This window comes from Virgibacillus senegalensis, assembly GCF_000821245.2.
Lineage (GTDB): Bacteria > Bacillota > Bacilli > Bacillales > Amphibacillaceae > Sediminibacillus > Sediminibacillus senegalensis.
Genome location: NZ_LN611424.1, coordinates 581117 through 596709 on the forward strand (window position 1 = coordinate 581117; position 15593 = coordinate 596709).

16 protein-coding genes are annotated in these 15593 nt (G+C 42.7%); 11 read left to right on the forward strand and 5 right to left on the reverse strand.

Going from position 1 to position 15593, the window contains the following annotated elements; translation table 11 throughout:
• Positions 1-165 precede the first annotated feature (165 nt).
• From BN1067_RS06960 to BN1067_RS06975, 4 genes are all read left to right on the forward strand, one after another.
• Positions 166-387 (forward strand): DUF1659 domain-containing protein, encoded by a 222-nt coding sequence (locus tag BN1067_RS06960; protein ID WP_053218172.1) that lies wholly within the window; start codon positions 166-168, stop codon positions 385-387.
• 52 nt (positions 388-439) lie between these two features.
• Entirely contained in the window at positions 440-652 is a 213-nt protein-coding gene (locus tag BN1067_RS06965) for a DUF2922 domain-containing protein (RefSeq protein ID WP_053218173.1), read from the forward strand.
• 255 nt (positions 653-907) lie between these two features.
• Positions 908-1042: a YvrJ family protein gene (locus BN1067_RS06970; RefSeq protein ID WP_110943357.1), complete on the forward strand. Its 135-nt coding sequence runs from the start codon at positions 908-910 to the stop codon at positions 1040-1042.
• A 183-nt stretch (positions 1043-1225) separates the two neighbouring features.
• The gene (locus BN1067_RS06975; protein ID WP_053218174.1) at positions 1226-2077 is read left to right on the forward strand and encodes an STAS domain-containing protein; all 852 of its coding nucleotides are present in this window, start codon (positions 1226-1228) and stop codon (positions 2075-2077) included.
• Between the two features lie 323 nt (positions 2078-2400).
• On the opposite strand, the gene corA is transcribed toward BN1067_RS06975, so the two are convergent.
• Positions 2401-3351: a magnesium/cobalt transporter CorA gene (corA, locus tag BN1067_RS06980; RefSeq protein WP_053218175.1), complete on the reverse strand. Its 951-nt coding sequence runs from the start codon at positions 3349-3351 to the stop codon at positions 2401-2403.
• A 151-nt stretch (positions 3352-3502) separates the two neighbouring features.
• Between corA and BN1067_RS06985 the strand changes: the two genes are divergently transcribed.
• The 5 genes from BN1067_RS06985 to BN1067_RS07005 all read left to right on the forward strand — a co-directional run bounded on the left by BN1067_RS06985 (position 3503) and on the right by BN1067_RS07005 (position 10177).
• Positions 3503-5248: a sigma-54-dependent Fis family transcriptional regulator gene (locus BN1067_RS06985; RefSeq protein WP_053218176.1), complete on the forward strand. Its 1746-nt coding sequence runs from the start codon at positions 3503-3505 to the stop codon at positions 5246-5248.
• Between the two features lie 187 nt (positions 5249-5435).
• Positions 5436-6455, forward strand: coding sequence for a 2-keto-3-deoxygluconate permease (locus tag BN1067_RS06990; RefSeq protein WP_053218177.1), 1020 nt, complete (start codon positions 5436-5438; stop codon positions 6453-6455).
• 15 nt (positions 6456-6470) lie between these two features.
• A complete protein-coding gene (locus BN1067_RS06995) occupies positions 6471-7802 on the forward strand; it encodes a four-carbon acid sugar kinase family protein (RefSeq protein ID WP_053218178.1) in 1332 nt (443 codons plus the stop codon).
• On the forward strand, positions 7765-8763 hold the full coding sequence (pdxA, locus tag BN1067_RS07000) for a 4-hydroxythreonine-4-phosphate dehydrogenase PdxA (RefSeq protein WP_407701353.1): 999 nt from the start codon (positions 7765-7767) through the stop codon (positions 8761-8763). Before BN1067_RS06995 ends, pdxA begins: the two co-directional genes overlap by 38 nt.
• Positions 8764-8812: 49 nt before the next feature.
• Positions 8813-10177 (forward strand): hypothetical protein, encoded by a 1365-nt coding sequence (locus tag BN1067_RS07005; RefSeq protein ID WP_053218180.1) that lies wholly within the window; start codon positions 8813-8815, stop codon positions 10175-10177.
• Here the strand turns inward: BN1067_RS07005 and BN1067_RS07010 are convergent.
• From BN1067_RS07010 to BN1067_RS07025, 4 genes are all read right to left on the reverse strand, one after another.
• Positions 10090-11034, reverse strand: a complete 945-nt coding sequence (locus BN1067_RS07010; protein WP_053218181.1) for a nuclease-related domain-containing protein — start codon at positions 11032-11034, stop codon at positions 10090-10092. The genes BN1067_RS07005 and BN1067_RS07010 overlap by 88 nt on opposite strands.
• Before the next feature lie 156 nt (positions 11035-11190).
• Positions 11191-11346: a DUF1540 domain-containing protein gene (locus BN1067_RS07015; protein ID WP_110943358.1), complete on the reverse strand. Its 156-nt coding sequence runs from the start codon at positions 11344-11346 to the stop codon at positions 11191-11193.
• A gap of 323 nt (positions 11347-11669) precedes the next feature.
• The gene (locus BN1067_RS07020; protein ID WP_053218182.1) at positions 11670-12479 is read right to left on the reverse strand and encodes a C40 family peptidase; all 810 of its coding nucleotides are present in this window, start codon (positions 12477-12479) and stop codon (positions 11670-11672) included.
• Positions 12480-12741: 262 nt separating this feature from the next.
• Positions 12742-13800 carry a C40 family peptidase gene (locus tag BN1067_RS07025; RefSeq protein ID WP_053218183.1) on the reverse strand — a complete coding sequence of 353 codons (1059 nt, stop codon included), beginning with the start codon at positions 13798-13800 and terminating at the stop codon, positions 12742-12744.
• 252 nt (positions 13801-14052) lie between these two features.
• Here BN1067_RS07025 and BN1067_RS07030 point away from each other — a divergent pair, with 252 nt between their 5' ends.
• Both BN1067_RS07030 and BN1067_RS07035 read left to right on the forward strand, forming a co-directional pair.
• The gene (locus BN1067_RS07030; protein WP_053218184.1) at positions 14053-14817 is read left to right on the forward strand and encodes a YveK family protein; all 765 of its coding nucleotides are present in this window, start codon (positions 14053-14055) and stop codon (positions 14815-14817) included.
• The gene (locus BN1067_RS07035; protein WP_053218185.1) at positions 14792-15484 is read left to right on the forward strand and encodes a CpsD/CapB family tyrosine-protein kinase; all 693 of its coding nucleotides are present in this window, start codon (positions 14792-14794) and stop codon (positions 15482-15484) included. The genes BN1067_RS07030 and BN1067_RS07035 overlap by 26 nt, the downstream gene beginning before the upstream one ends.
• Positions 15485-15593 lie beyond the last annotated feature (109 nt).

Genomic DNA, 15593 nt, shown 5'->3' on the forward strand with positions numbered 1-15593 from the left:
CGTTGCGACACTCTAAGAACAAAAGTGTTGTTATATCATCCCTTAAAGGAATTAGAGGCTTTCAACGGGATTGAGGAGGAAGAGCAAAATTCTCCACCTCAATATTTGACTACGCACCTACCCTTTCACTTTTAACGATTATGAAAGTGAAAGGAGGTGAGCGGCATGGCTGACACTCAAAAGGTTGATTCCCGGTTACAGCTGGTCTTCCAAGAGGGGATTGATGGGGAAACTGGAGATCCGATTCTCAAAAACAAATCCTTCAACAATGTAAAAACCGAGGCGACAGCTGACCAATTGATGGCGATTTCCACAGCTTTGGTCGACTTGCAGCAGCGTGATCTCTACTCGGTTAAGCGTAATGATAGCTCGCTTATTACGGAGTAGCGGTTAGGAGTTATTTTTACTTGATTGATAATGCAAGGGAGGAGGTGGAAAGATGAAAAAGTTGGAGCTAAAGTTTTTAAATGAAGAAGATAAAACGGTGACAATTTCTCTGGACCATCCAGTAGAACCGGCAGACCCGGCAGCAGTCAGTGCTGCGATGGATGAAATCATTTCCCAAAACGCCTTCTTTTCTTCTGGCGGTGATCTCGTCAGTAAGAAAAGTGCCCGCATCGTAGAACGTAACGTCGAAGAAATCGAAATATAATTCAAATCCCAAAGGGAGCGGCATCCACCGCTCCCTTTACTAATACGAGAGAGGGGACAGTCCCCAATCCATTAATAAGTTTCGGGTGATAGGATTTGGGGTCAGTCCCTCTTTCGTTAGTTTTAGCGAAGGAAAATGGAGGTACACCTTGATTTAACAGGCTTCTATTACTTTCGGGGACAGTCCCCATCCGGGGAATAAATTGCCGATACAGTTAATTGGGGTCTGACCCCAAAAGAAAGGAGGAAGGGGAACTTGGAGACGTGGTTATCGTTGATAACGGATGTCGGTTTTCCTGCAGCGGTGACGTTTTATCTACTCCATCGTATCGAAGGTAAACTGAATACGTTGATTGAATCCATCCATGCCCTGCCAGGGAAATTAAAATGAATGGCCCTTTAAAAGCAGGCAGCTATTTCTTTAGCTGCCTACTTTCACTTATTATGTTGATTTTTTTTCGCTCGCTGCTCACAATCTAGCTTAGGATGAAATTGGCAAGACGATATTATTTGCCCTTTCCATCCCTTTTCCTATATCCTAGTACGGAGACCAATTGAGTAAGGTGGTATTCCTTTGAAACACGAATTGGAGTATATCGGGAAAAAAGTAGTCGATATCCATCGAGAGCTGGCGAATAAGCTGGAAGACATCATGGATGATGATTATACGGAAGGCCTGGAAAAAGTAGGAATGCCTTTAGAGGAGCGGACGGAGTACCGGGCCGAACTTCTAAGATATCTTGGCGAGTCTTTATATGAAGGATCAGAGACGATGATGGCCGCGGTCGAGGATTGGGGGAGGCGTACGTCTGATTTTACGATTCGTTATAACGTAAAATTGAGTGATGCGTTGCGAGCTGTTTCTTTTTATCGGCGGGTGATATGGGATGCAGTCACTCTGGAATTAGAAAGCCGGCAGTTTGCTCCAATTACTCTGTTGGATGTATCCAAGATTATTGACCCATTACTTGACAAAGTCAGTGCGGTGGTTGGGAATGTTTATGAGGAGTATAACGACCGTTTGATGAAAGTCGCATACAGTGCGCTGGAAGAATTGTCCGTTCCTGTTGTTCCGGTTGCCCAGGGAATTGCTGCCGTTCCGATTGTGGGGGAGATTGATACCCATCGTGCCCAACTGATAACGGAGATTGTGTTAAAAGAAGGGACAAATTTGGAACTCGAGTTTGTAATATTGGATATTTCCGGTGTACCGATGATTGATACGATGGTATCCGACCAAATATTCCAAATCTTGAAGGCACTCAGTTTAATCGGAGTTAAAGCAATCATCACCGGTATACGACCAGAGGTTGCGCAAACAATCGGTAACCTTGGACTTGATTACAAAGGAGTAACAACGAGAGCAACATTACAACAAGCATTAGCCGAGTTAGGATTTAAACAAGTTAAATCTCCTAAATGGTGAAATAATCATAAAAGGGACTGTCTCCATGGATATTGGGGACAGTCCCTTTTTGCTGTTCTAGCTATTCAAAAAGCCTCTGGAGGGACTGACCCTCCTGAGCCTGAATAGAAACGATAAATCAATACGTTTCCCGGTCTAACAGCGTTTGTGCTGCTCAGGGGACTGTCCCCAAACGTGGGAATATTAAGTGAAACCTTGAACAGAGGGACTGTCCCCGGTACTCATTTAAGTGAACAGCATCCCTCTAGGAGGGACTGTCCCCTCAATTAGTCCCCTCAATTACTCATTCCTCCATTCAGTCCCGTCATCCTCTATTTATTCCATCATCCGAACCAGCCTTTTTTCTTGAACCAGAAGATCATGCCGACGGTGAGTATCAGCATGACAATTAAGCTGGCATAGTAACCATAATGCCATTCTAATTCCGGCATGTTGACGAAGTTCATCCCGTAGATACCAGCAATGAATGTTAACGGGGCAAAAATCGAGGTAATCACGGTCAACACTTGAATCACTTTGTTCTGTTGATAAGAGTTGATCGATATGAAATTGTCCCGAATGTCATTGGTGATTTCCCGGTTGGACGCAACCATCTCGGACAGCTTCATCAAATGGTCGTAAATGTCTGCGAAATATTCCCGCCGTTCACGAATCCCTTCTAAACGATGGGAGCTTAACACCCTGTAAAACAAATCCCTGATCGGGTTAATGGTGTGTCGCAGCCGCAACAGTTCATGTCGTAAATCAAATAACTGGTCCAGAAGGACATCCATTGGTTTGTCCTCTGGATTTTCTTCCACTTCATTTATTTGATCCTCCAATTGATAAACGATCGGGAAAAAATTGTCTACTACCTTGTCCAGCACCTCATAAAATACCCTATATTCATCCCAGCCTGTTAAGTCCTGTTGCTGCAACAGTCTTTCCCACACCTGTCGGACCTCACCAGAATTCCAATGATGAAAGGTAACGATATAATTACTTCCTAGGAAAAAATCAATTTCCCGCTGTTCCAGACTTTCAGGCCGAATGGCATGGGTCACGAAAAAGGAGAAATTATCATAGTAGTCAAGCTTGGGACGCTGCAAGCTGTGGATACAATCTTCGATGGCAAGTGGATGAAAATGCAATGCGGTATCCAATTGCTTGATTTCTTCCGATGTCGGTTCACTGAAATCAATCCACCACCACTTGTATGCTGAAAAGTCGACTTCAGTGATGTCAATATCAGTCAGTTTTCGGTTGTCTTCTGTTACTGCGACGATTTTGATCATATAGATGCTCCTTAACTAATCCTCTATTCTAAGTATAAACAGATTCCCCAGTCGGTTAAACGCCAAATTGGCAGCCCTTGCTAATGACATACCCGAAAATCTATGACATAATAACATTGTTGAAAAATGCAACGGAAAAAGAGGGGTAAGTATGATAAAAGCAATGGTAGTTGCTCCATATCCTGGTTTAGCAGAAACAGTTAAGCAGATCCGTCAACAAGAGACAGAGCTTACAATAGAGATTGGAATCGGGAACCTCGAAGATGGGGTGGAACTCGCCATCCAGGCGGAAAAGGACGGTTATGACATAATTATTAGCCGCGGGGGAACAGCCTCCATGATCGAAGAAGCCGTATCCATACCAGTTATCCATATTAATGTCACTGGCTATGACATGTTGCGGGTATTTACGTTGGTTCGTGGCATCGAATCAGGAGTAGCGCTAGTCGGTTTCCCGAATATTTCGCAAGGGGCCTCAACGATCTGCAATATTCTGGAATACGATATTAAAATGATTACCATCGGAAGCGGCAAGGAAGTGAAAGGGCACCTGCGAGCTCTAAAACAAGCAGGTTATTCCGTGGTGATGGGCGATGTGGTAACTGTCCAAACAGCAGAACAAGTTGGATTAAGAGGAATCCTAATCACTTCTGGAAAGGAAGCGGTTTTGGATGCGATCAGTGAGGCAAAACGGATTCACCGGCTGTTCAGCAGAGTGAAGTTCCAGACCTCACATATACATAACACTTTTCAATCTTTGCCTGTGGCTCTGGTAATCACCACAACGGATGGAGAGATTATCGATCATAATCGGACGTTCGCAGAAACGATTGCTGATCAAGATATCCTTCAGTCTGAATCGGTTCAGTCGATATTGGAAAAAACGAACAAGCAGCAAACCGAACAATCAGCCACGGTCGAAAGTAAAACACAATCCTACTTTGTACAGTCCTTTCCGATTAAAGAGGATCCCTCGCATATAGGTATCCTGATCCGACCGTCCCTTTTATACAAAGAAACAGACCAGGCGATTCGGATTACAGGAAATCCGGCGCATGTACCAATAATAGGGGAAAGCTCTTTCGCGAAAAATATAAGAGAGAGCATTCAAAGCTATGCAAGCCTGGATGAAGTGCTCTGGATTGCTGGGGAAACAGGAACTGGCAAAGAAACAATAGCGCAGGCTATCCATTTTGAACGTCATGGCCAGGAAGCGCCGATCATCACAATCGACGGAGCCTTGGCTACGGAGAGAGACTTGCATATCCTGGCATCCAAAACCTTATTGACAGAGTTGAAGCGAGGAACCGTCTTACTTAAGCATTCGGAAAAAATGCAAAAAAGTGCACAGGAAATGTTGTTACAGTTGGTTGAGAAAAAATCTGAGAACGTGTCGGTGATTGCTTTGGGGGATATCCAAATCGCTTCTGAGCAGTTGAATAATGAGCTATTCCGGAAACTGGCACACACAACCCTGCATTTAATTCCGCTTCGTAAAAGAAAACAAGACATTTCAGCTTTCGTTCATTACTTTTTATCAGAAATCCATGCCAATCAAGGCAGTGAAACATTGGGGATTAAGCAGGAGGCTATACGGCAGCTTAAAGAATACGACTGGCCGGGAAACCTGGACCAACTGCAGTTCGTTGTGCGGGAGTTAAGTATACGTACAACCGGCTATTATGTCGACCAGACCCTTGTACAGTCTGTTCTCCAAACGCACATCGACCTCGCTGATCGTGAAGATGCATCCGTAATTCCCTTAAATGGGACCTTGGCCGACATGGAGCAACTTATTATGCGGAAGGTATTAGCGGAAGAGGGGATGAATCAATCAAAAGCGGCAAAAAGACTAGGAATCAACCGATCTACCTTGTGGCGCAAGCTTAATCATTGAGCTCGCGCTTTTTTGTTGCAGAATAAAACGGTGATTTAGGAGAAAAGTTGTTATTTTCGACAAAAAATTAACAATAAGTGTTGCTTTTTGTAACTTTATGACTTAATATAATAACTGAAAACGCTTTATAGCAATTATAATTGTTTAATTTTAAAACATTCATGTTAAAATGGGGGAGGAAGAAAAAATGCAAATTAAAGCAACGCTTGATAGAATTCCAGGAGGTATGATGGTTGTTCCATTGCTTTTGGCAGCTATCTTAAACACATTTGCTCCTGATTTACTAAGAATCGGTAACTTCACAGAGGCACTATTCGTGGATGGAGCAAGTACTTTGATTGCACTGTTCCTACTTTGTACTGGTGCACAAATCAACTTCCGTAATGTCGGGGTCAGTCTTGGAAAAGGTGCAACACTTTTAACCACAAAATGGATTGTCGGTGCTGCATTCGGTTTATTAGCATATGCACTAGCAGGTGACAATGGTTTATGGCTCGGCTTGGCTCCGATTGCGATTGTCGCTGCAATGACCAATAGTAACGGCGGATTGTTCATCGCGATTGTAGGTCAATACGGGAACAAAACAGACCGCGCTGCCTACTCTTTGCTGGCACTAAATGACGGACCGTTTTTCACCATGGTAGCCTTGTCCATTTTTGGAGCAATGGGCTTTGTGGACGGCATGTTCTCATTGCAATCTTTCATCGCTGTTCTTTTACCGATAGTCGTTGGTATGGTTTTGGGTAACTTGGATCCAAACATGCGGGACTTTCTTGATAAAGGAAGCTCGATGCTGATTCCATTTTTCGCATTTGCCTTAGGTATGGGAATCGATTTCGGTAAAATTATCGAGGGTGGATTGTCAGGTATTGTGCTTGGACTGCTTACGGTATTCCTTACTGGAACAGTTTCCTACTTTGTATTCAAAGCATTCAAATGGAATCCGATTGTCGGTGCTGCAGAAGGCTCGACTGCCGGAAACGCAGTGGCCACACCTGCCGCAATCGCAGCAGCAAATGCCAGTTTTGCCAGTGTAGCAGATTTGGCAACCGTTCAAGTAGCAGCATCAGTAGTAACCACTGCGATTTTATTGCCTTTGTATATTGCATTCTTAGTGAAACGACTGGAGAAAAAGGGAGTCAACCTTCCAGGAGATTACGAAGAGAAGGAAACCTCTTCAAAAGAAGCTTCCATCTCAGCATCATAAGAACGGGGGAGTATTATGGCACAAGTAATCGGAATTATTGCAGATGATTTGACTGGCGCTAATGACAGCGGCGTTCAGCTAAAAGAAAAAGGCATCGATACGTCCGTGTTATTTGATGTTCCTGAACAGCAGGAAAACGTGGATAAGGGCATCGTCATCGATACAAATTCACGGGCGCTAAACAGGGAAGATGCCTATGCAGTTACGAAAAAAGCGGCAAATTTCTTGAAAAAGTCAGGCTATCAGCATATTTATAAAAAAATGGATTCTACGTTACGCGGCCATATTGGGACAGAGTTGGAAGCTGTGCGGGAAGTATTTAAACCGGAGTTTGTCATTATAGCTCCGGCTTTTCCCCCTTATGGCAGAACAACTGTAGATGGCCACCACTATGTGAAAGGTGTCAAAATTTCCGAAACGGAGATTTCCCAGGATCCGAAACATCCTGTTAAGGAATCTTATATTCCGGCAATCATCGAAGAGGAAATCGGCGCGCCAGTCGGATTAATTAAATCCGCTGATTTACGTAAAAGCTTTGTTTCCTGGGTAGATAAAATAAAACAATTCAGAGCAGAACAAGTTCACTATATTGTCTGTGATGCGGAAACACAGGCTGACTTGCAAGCCATCGTGGAACGGATGGTGTTAGTGACAAACAACATTATTTGGGCAGGCTCAGCCGGTTTGGCAGAAGTTCTTCCACTTGTGCTAAAACTGGGTGATCAACCTTCTGAAACAACAATCCCGCATTCAGAGCAAGTCATGACCGTGTGTGGAAGCCTGTCCGAAGTGACGCAGCAGCAAGTCCATTACGCAAAGGACCAGGAAAACGTTGCCCCAATCGAAGTCGACACGATGCAGATTTTTTCTGATAATTGGCAGCTTCATGCGGAACGTTATGTACAGAAGACCGGTTCGGCATTGAAAGAAGGCAAGGACATTGTGCTTTATGTTCCGTCCAACCAGCAAGTTCGGGAGCAGGTTAAGCAGTTGGGACAAGAGCTGGGTCTTAGTAAAAATCAAATCGGTGAACGGATTTCGGAAGCGATTGGCCAGATTGTCGCAAAGGTTTCGGAGCAGAATCAGAATTTGAGAGGATTCTTCTTGACTGGCGGCGATACCGCCAAAGAAACCGCCCGCCACTTAGGCGCAGTGGGCTTTCGACTAATCAAACAAATTGAGGCAGGCATTCCTGTCGGTACTTTGATTGGAACCAACCGAGAAATTACAGCAGTGACAAAAGCAGGAGCGTTCGGAAAAACAGAATCGATTTACCGAGCCATGCAGGAATTGAAAGGAGTCTTACATGATGAGCAAGAAGCCAATCGTCGGTATAACTATGGGTGATGCCGCAGGTGTCGGTCCAGAGATTATCGTAAAGAGTTTACAAAAACAAGAAGTATATGACAATGCCCATCCATTTGTTATCGGAGATGCGAAAATGCTAGAACGGGCAGCAAAAGTACTTGATACAGAAATCACGATTAAACGCGTTAATGAAGCTGAAAGTTTTGAAGCTACGACTTTCGGAGAAATTGCTTGCTATGACCTCGATATTTTACCGGAAGACTTGCCGTTTGGCCAGGTTTCACCAGAAGCAGGACATGCAGCTTTTGAATATTTGAAAACGGCAATCGAGCTTGCAAACGCCGGCCGGATCGATGCGATTTGTACAGCGCCTTTGAACAAAGAAGCCTTGCACAAGGGCGGCCATGTCTACCCAGGACATACGGAGATTTTGGCCGAATTGACCGGAACCAAGGATTTCTCGATGATGCTTTCCTCACCGAAGCTGAAAGTAATCCACGTAACGACACACGTCGGTCTTATCGACGCCATCAATATGATCGAACCGGAGCGCGTTTACCATGTAATCCGTCTCGCTCATGAAACATTAAGCAATTCCGGCATCAAGGAGCCGAAAATCGCTGTTTGCGGCATTAACCCGCATGCTGGTGAAAACGGACTGTTTGGCTATGGGGAAGAGGAAGAAAAAATCATCCCTGCTATCGAACGTGCAACAGGTGAAGGAATCAATGTAGAAGGACCACTTCCTGCAGATACATTGTTCTTCCGGGCACAGCGCGGAGATTTCGATATTGTAGTTGCTATGTACCATGACCAGGGCCATGGTCCAATCAAAGTACTCGGCCTCGAAGCTGGTGTAAACATCACCGTCGGCTTGCCGATCATCCGGACGAGTGTCGACCATGGAACAGCCTTCGACATTGCCGGTACAGGCATCGCTGATGACCAAAGCCTTTTAGAAGCATTACGCCAGGCGATAGAATTGGCACCTGAGAAATAAATAAGATGAGAGAGGAACCCCCAACATTGTGTTGGGGGTTTATTGTGTAGTGGCAAAGTATTACGACAGTCGCAAAGAAGATCAACTATTTGCGGAAGAAGATCAAGTACCCGTAAAAGATGATCAACTAACTTCGGAAGAAGATCAAGTACCCGGAAAAGAAGATCAACTCCCCCTGGAAGAAGATCAAGTACCCAGAAAAGAAGATCAACTAACTTCGGAAGAAGATCAAGTACCCGGAAAAGAAGATCAACTCCCTGCGGAAGAAGATCAAGTACCCGGAAAAGAAGATCAACTCCCTGCGGAAGAAGATCAAGTACCCGGAAAAGAAGATCAACTCCCCCTGGAAGAAGATCAAGTACCCGGAAAAGAAGATCAACTCCTCCTGGAAGAAGATCAAGTACCTGTTAAAGAAGATCAACTAACTTCGGAAGAAGATCAAGTACCTGTTAAAGAAGATCAACTAACTTCGGAAGAAGATCAAGTACCCGGAAAAGAAGATCAACTCCCTGCGGAAGAAGATCAAGTACCCGGAAAAGAAGATCAACTCCCTGCGGAAGAAGATCAAGTACCCGGAAAAGAAGATCAACTCCCCCTGGAAGAAGATCAAGTACCCGGAAAAGAAGATCAACTCCTCCTGGAAGAAGATCAAGTACCTGTTAAAGAAGATCAACTAACTTCGGAAGAAGATCAAGTACCTGTTAAAGAAGATCAACTAACTTCGGAAGAAGATCAAGTACCCGGAAAAGAAGATCAACTCCCTGCGGAAGAAGATCAAGTACCCGGAAAAGAAGATCAACTCCCTGCGGAAGAAGATCAAGTACCCGGAAAAGAAGATCAACTCCCCCTGGAAGAAGATCAAGTACCCGGAAAAGAAGATCAACTCCTCCTGGAAGAAGATCAAGTACCTGTTAAAGAAGATCAACTAACTTCGGAAGAAGATCAAGTACCTGTTAAAGAAGATCAACTAACTTCGGAAGAAGATCAAGTACCCGGAAAAGAAGATCAACTCCCTGCGGAAGAAGATCAAGTACCCGGAAAAGAAGATCAACTCCCTGCGGAAGAAGATCAAGTACCCGGAAAAGAAGATCAACTCCCCCTGGAAGAAGATCAAGTACCCGGAAAAGAAGATCAACTCCTCCTGGAAGAAGATCAAGTACCTGTTAAAGAAGATCAACTAACTTCGGAAGAAGATCAAGTACCTGTTAAAGAAGATCAACTAACTTCGGAAGAAGATCAAGTACCCGGAAAAGAAGATCAACTCCTCCTGGAAGAAGATCAACTACCTCCAAAAAGAGCCGGGCTCCTGCAATGTACCTATTCAAGTCACTTAAAATATACTCTTTTATTCGCGTATCCGGAGACTTTTAAATTCTTACTGAGAATTCTTTTTGCTAAATGCCGATTGATATGAAGAAACTTTTGGCATTGGTTATTGGTGATAGATGGATTGACGAGAAGCAGATAGTCGTTGAGTGCCTGCAGATGAGCATCTTTTGACTTACTAGAGCAGAAGGGGCAATACCAGTTGTTATACAATCGTTTCATTGAAAATTTTTTGCACTCTGGGCACTGCACGCCTGTTCGAATATCCTTTTTGTTAATTCCTTTGAATAGATAGTCTTTGGCTGTGAGTTCTGTGTGCGAGGTAAGCAGGTGCTTGAATACTTTTTCGATAGGAAATGAGGGGGAATGGGCATAATTATTTTTTAACTGATCGAGCCTTTCCGCCAAAAACTCTGAGTGGATAACTTTCTGTGAAACTTCTTCTTTATCATTGTCGGCTTTGATAATCGTGCCAGGGTGGCTGATTACAATGAGGCTCTCTACTGGTAGAGAAGGAAGCTGGTGTTGTTGTAAGTATTCTTTCAGTTTTCTTCTCTGATTCTCCGCTTGTACCAGGGGCGACTGGAATCCTTCTTCTTTCCCGTCTGCGGTCCGGATTAATTGCTTAAAATGTTCATCAAAAACAAGCGTTCCGGTAAAGTTTTTCACTTCTAAAATAACTGCATAATTCTCCGTAATTAATAACGTATCAATCTGAAAATAATGTTGATAATGCGGGAGGCGTAAATCGTGAAATATGTAGAGGGGTTTTTGAGGGAGTAAGTTCAATTGGTAATCGACCTGTCGTTCACCGTGATACCCAGCCAACCTTTTGGCGTATTCCTCTTGTATGAAGGAAAATCTGGGGTGATTCATAGAAAGACGTCTTATCAATGCTTCTAACACTTGTAACTTGCGGGGAATTTCTCTTTTTTTAACGATCAATAATCATCACCTTCCTTTATATACATCTTTTCTACTTATGATTTGAAACTCCTTTTGTTGAACAAAAAAATTATCACATTTTGACAGCGTGGGGGATGTTCTTTACAAACAAACAACCAGGGCCTGTCCCTCGACAGGCCCCTTACAAGAAGATGCTTAATGCTTTGGCTCGAAGGTTTGGCAGTCTGTTTCTTCTTGGTCCGATGCTTCTTTGCCAGTATGACTTACAACATAAATGGCATCGGCCGCACACTTATTACCGTGTGCCCAATATATACAGTTTTTCACTTCGCATAACACATCTTGAGCCATCACTTACACCTCCTGTAAGAGTATCATTCCAAGTTTGCTTGTTAACATGTATGTGGGGGTCAGTCCCCCAACATAGTAATGCTGCGTCGTGGTAGTGTGTTGGGGGACTGTCCCCAAATCCTGACCCCAAAAATCAAAAAAATTTTAAAAAAGTGGTTTAGCTGTTTTTAAGGCGGGTATATAAGGAGTAATTCCAACTCTATCCCTAGAGATCTGTCCCTGTAGTACAACTGAGTGTGCAGCAGCCCGCAATTGGGTTTAAATAAAAAACAGATCGAGAATGCATCTCTCGATCTGTCTGGATTCTTCAATGTTATATCGGCTTATAAGCTGCCGTAGCCTGCAAAATGACCTTTCCAGTAGGAGTTGCTTAGGCTTGTAAGCTGTACACCGCTTGAACTTGCGTGTACGAATTGGTTATTTCCTGCATAAATACCCATGTGAGAAATACCAGATTTATAGGTATTTTTGAAGAAAACTAAGTCTCCTGGTTGTGGGCTGCTGATCTTGGTTGATTGATTGTAGTATCCAGCGGCATTGGCACGGGAAACATTTTGACCAGCTTTATTGAATACATAATAGATAAAACCGCTGCAGTCAAATCCGCTCGGACTCGTTCCACCCCATGCATATGGAGTGCCGACGTGCTTCTTCGCTTCATTAACGAGAGCAGAACCGTTGCTTACTGTAGACGATTTTACTTGTGTTTTCGGTGAAGAACTGGAAGTTCCGTTAATTTTCAAGGTTTGTCCCACAAAAATTAAATCAGAAGAAAGACTGTTCCATTTCTTCAGGCTGCTGACGGAAACACCGTATCTGACACCGATATGTGATAACGTATCTCCAGCTTTCACTTTATATGTAGTAGATGAACTGGAACTAGCTGTATTGTTGGAAGATGTAGTAGTAGATTTGTTAGAGTCCGTTTCAATTACCTGGCCAGGATAAATGATATGGCCGGAAATGCTGTTGATCGATTGTAAATTGGAAACGGATGTGCCATATTTCTGCGAAATTCCCCAAAGGGTATCCCCAGATTTTACTGTGTACGAGGCGGCTTCAACGTTTGTTGTAAAAGCAGATGCGATAGCGACAGTTGCTGCGAAAGACAATAATGTCTTTTTAGTCTTCATTCCTTCACTCCTCAGATGTTTTATGACTTTTCCAATATAGCATGAATTTGCCAGATTAATAGCTTTGTAATAGTTTTGTAATGTAACTTACAAAACCTTGTCATAGTAGGTCGAACTATATTCCTATGGGCTGGAATTGCAAGGTATAATTCAAAATATACTAATAAATTTAATTCTGGTCATAAGAAGATCTAGGCGATGAAAGGAGTGTAGAAAAACAAAAAACTCTCAATCATCATTTTAGATTGAGAGTTTTGCTATATTAATAAAACCGCTTAAATCCATCAAAGTGCTTTTTCCAATAAGAGTTATCTAAACTAGTCACTTTCACACCGCTTGATTCAGCTGAAATAAAACTGTTATTCCCTACATAAATGCCGATGTGGGAAATACCTGCCCGATATGTACCTTCAAAGAACACCAAGTCACCGAGCTGCGGTTTATTGACATAGTAGGAACGGTTATAATATCCATCGGTAGAGTAGCGTCCAATGCTTTTACCCGCTTTATTATAAAGGTAATAGATAAATCCGCTGCAATCAAAACCGCTCGGTGAGGATCCTCCCCAAACATATCCGGTTCCTATGAAACTCTTCGCTTCATCGATCAATTTGGTAACATTGTAATCAACAGTCTCGGACTCTACTTTTGTATCAGGAGTATCTTTTTTTGTTTCAGCTGATGAGTTGTTACCGCCATTCACTTTCAGCTTTTGTCCAACATAAATTAGGTCAGAGGACAATCCGTTCCACTTTTTCAGATCGCTTACCGATACACCATACTTACTGGCAATTTTTCCGAGATAGTCACCAGAAACTACCTTGTATGTAGTAGTTTTCGTAGAACCAGAAGACGAATCTGTTTTTTTATTTGAGGTTCCCGTATTTCCCGAATCTGAGGTAGAACCAGAAGAAGACTTGGAGACAACAAACACATCGCCAGGATAGATCAACGTTGTCGAGAGATTGTTCCATTCCATTAGATCAGATAACGAAATGTTGTGCTGGGCGGCGATTTTGCTTAGTGAATCGCCAGATTTTACTGTGTATGTAGAAGACTTAGAAGACCATTGATTTGTATCCTTTTCTTCCTTTTTGGTAGAAGAGGATTTCCCGTCCACCTGTAAGACTTGGTTAGGGAATATGATATTGTTTTTTAGCTTGTTTACTGATTTCAAAGAATCGACAGAAGTATTATACTTTTGGGCAATGGACCAAAGCGAGTCACCTTTTTGGACCTTGTAGGAAGCAGCTTCAACTGTCATGCTGTAGGATGAAGCAATCACAGCTGTGGCAGTAATCGATAATAATGTCTTTTTCATACCAACTTTCCCCCTTATGTACCGTTCTTTTACAAGTTTTTCTAATAAAATTAGTATAGCATATAGGACGAAAGATTCTGTATTTGTAATAAAAATGTAATATTAATTATGCTTATACAGGGAGTAAACCTCTCTATATTTAATAGATTGACTTTTCCTGCAAAAACACTATGTCACCAATTGTTAAATTGTGTTATAATTTCGAAGATGCTTACTAGCGTAGCAAAGTAGAATGTACCCGGGGGGAAAGGCATGGAAGAAACTATTTCATTGAAGGAAATTTTTGAGGTAATCAAAAAGCGCCTGAAGTTAATTATAGTGTTAATTGTCGGAGCTGCTGTTTTGAGTACGATTATCAGCTATTTTATCATTACGCCAACTTATGAAGCCAGCTCACAGTTTATCGTTAACCAAAATACCAACAATAAGGAAGAATCTGTCGAAATAAACGAAATTCGTTCCAATGTTGAACTCATCAATACGTATAATGTGGTAATTAAAAGCCCGGCTATCTTAGAACAGGTCGCGGAAGAGTTGCATTTGAACCTTACTGCTGGGCAGTTAAGTGAAAAAATACAAGTGTCGAGTGAACAAAATTCACAGGTGGTAAATGTGACAGCATCTGACATCAATCCAGAAACTGCTGCATCGATTGCCAATACAACGGTGAATGTGTTTCAAGATCAGATTCCTGATTTAATGAACGTAGACAATGTGAAAATACTTTCAGAAGCCGATCTAACAGAAAACCCTTCACCGGTAAGTCCTAAACCAATGCTAAATATTGCCATTGCCATTGTGTTAGGCGGAATGGTCGGTGTAGGACTAGCATTCTTGCTGGAATATATGGATAACACGGTTAAAACAGAATCCGATGTCGAGAAGAAGTTGGAAATGCCGGTTCTAGGTGCTATCTCCCATATCAGTGAAGATGATATGATATCTAATCAATTCGGCAATGCAGTTAATCCAAGGGGAAGGGGAGAGTTGAATGGCCAGACGAAAAAAACTGTCTAGAAGCAATATCCGTCACTTAATTACAAAAATGAATCCCCGCTCGCCGATATCTGAACAATACCGAACCATCCGTACCAATCTTCAGTTTGCAGCTGTTGATGAAGAATTAAAAACGATGATGGTAACTTCTTCCGGACCATCGGAAGGTAAGTCATCAACGGTAGCGAATATGGCAATCGTTTTTGCACAGCAAGGAAAAAGTGTGCTTCTGATTGATGGAGATATGAGGAAGCCGACCCTTCATTATACGTTTCGGATGGACAATCGATTTGGTTTGAGTAATGTCCTTGTGGGCGAAAAATCACTGGGCGAGTCAGTAGTACAAAGCGACGTACCCAACTTGGACTTGCTTTCTTGTGGACCAATTCCCCCTAATCCCTCAGAGCTTTTAGGGTCAAAGGCGATGGAAAGGATGCTGGAGGAAGCTTCCGGACGTTACGATTTAGTCATTTTTGATACCCCGCCTGTATTGGCAGTGACCGATGCACAAATCTTAGCGAATCTTTGTGATGGAGCATTAATGGTGGTACGCAGTAAGCAGACAGAGTACGAAGCTGCGCAAAAAGCAAAAGAACTTCTCCAGCCAGCTAAAGCCAAGCTTCTCGGAGTCGTACTGAATGATTTGGAACAGAAAAAAGGTCACTATTATTATTATGGAACAAACTAATCAAAAGATTCTTCCTTTTTATAGGAAGAATCTTTTTGTAAAAAACGAATCGATAGATAACTTTGCTAGGAAACCTTGTCAATTGAATTGCCAATGAAAGCAATTTCAA

Coding starts and splice junctions, on each gene's coding strand:
- BN1067_RS06960 (WP_053218172.1), top strand. CDS start 166: ATGGCTGACACTCAAAAGGTTGATTCCCGGTTACAGCTGGTCTTCCAA.
- BN1067_RS06965 (WP_053218173.1), top strand. CDS start 440: ATGAAAAAGTTGGAGCTAAAGTTTTTAAATGAAGAAGATAAAACGGTG.
- corA (WP_053218175.1), bottom strand. CDS start 3,351: ATGATCAAAATCGTCGCAGTAACAGAAGACAACCGAAAACTGACTGAT.
- BN1067_RS06985 (WP_053218176.1), top strand. CDS start 3,503: ATGATAAAAGCAATGGTAGTTGCTCCATATCCTGGTTTAGCAGAAACA.
- BN1067_RS06990 (WP_053218177.1), top strand. CDS start 5,436: ATGCAAATTAAAGCAACGCTTGATAGAATTCCAGGAGGTATGATGGTT.
- BN1067_RS06995 (WP_053218178.1), top strand. CDS start 6,471: ATGGCACAAGTAATCGGAATTATTGCAGATGATTTGACTGGCGCTAAT.
- pdxA (WP_407701353.1), top strand. CDS start 7,765: ATGAGCAAGAAGCCAATCGTCGGTATAACTATGGGTGATGCCGCAGGT.
- BN1067_RS07015 (WP_110943358.1), bottom strand. CDS start 11,346: ATGGCTCAAGATGTGTTATGCGAAGTGAAAAACTGTATATATTGGGCA.
- BN1067_RS07020 (WP_053218182.1), bottom strand. CDS start 12,479: ATGAAGACTAAAAAGACATTATTGTCTTTCGCAGCAACTGTCGCTATC.
- BN1067_RS07025 (WP_053218183.1), bottom strand. CDS start 13,800: ATGAAAAAGACATTATTATCGATTACTGCCACAGCTGTGATTGCTTCA.
- BN1067_RS07030 (WP_053218184.1), top strand. CDS start 14,053: ATGGAAGAAACTATTTCATTGAAGGAAATTTTTGAGGTAATCAAAAAG.
- BN1067_RS07035 (WP_053218185.1), top strand. CDS start 14,792: ATGGCCAGACGAAAAAAACTGTCTAGAAGCAATATCCGTCACTTAATT.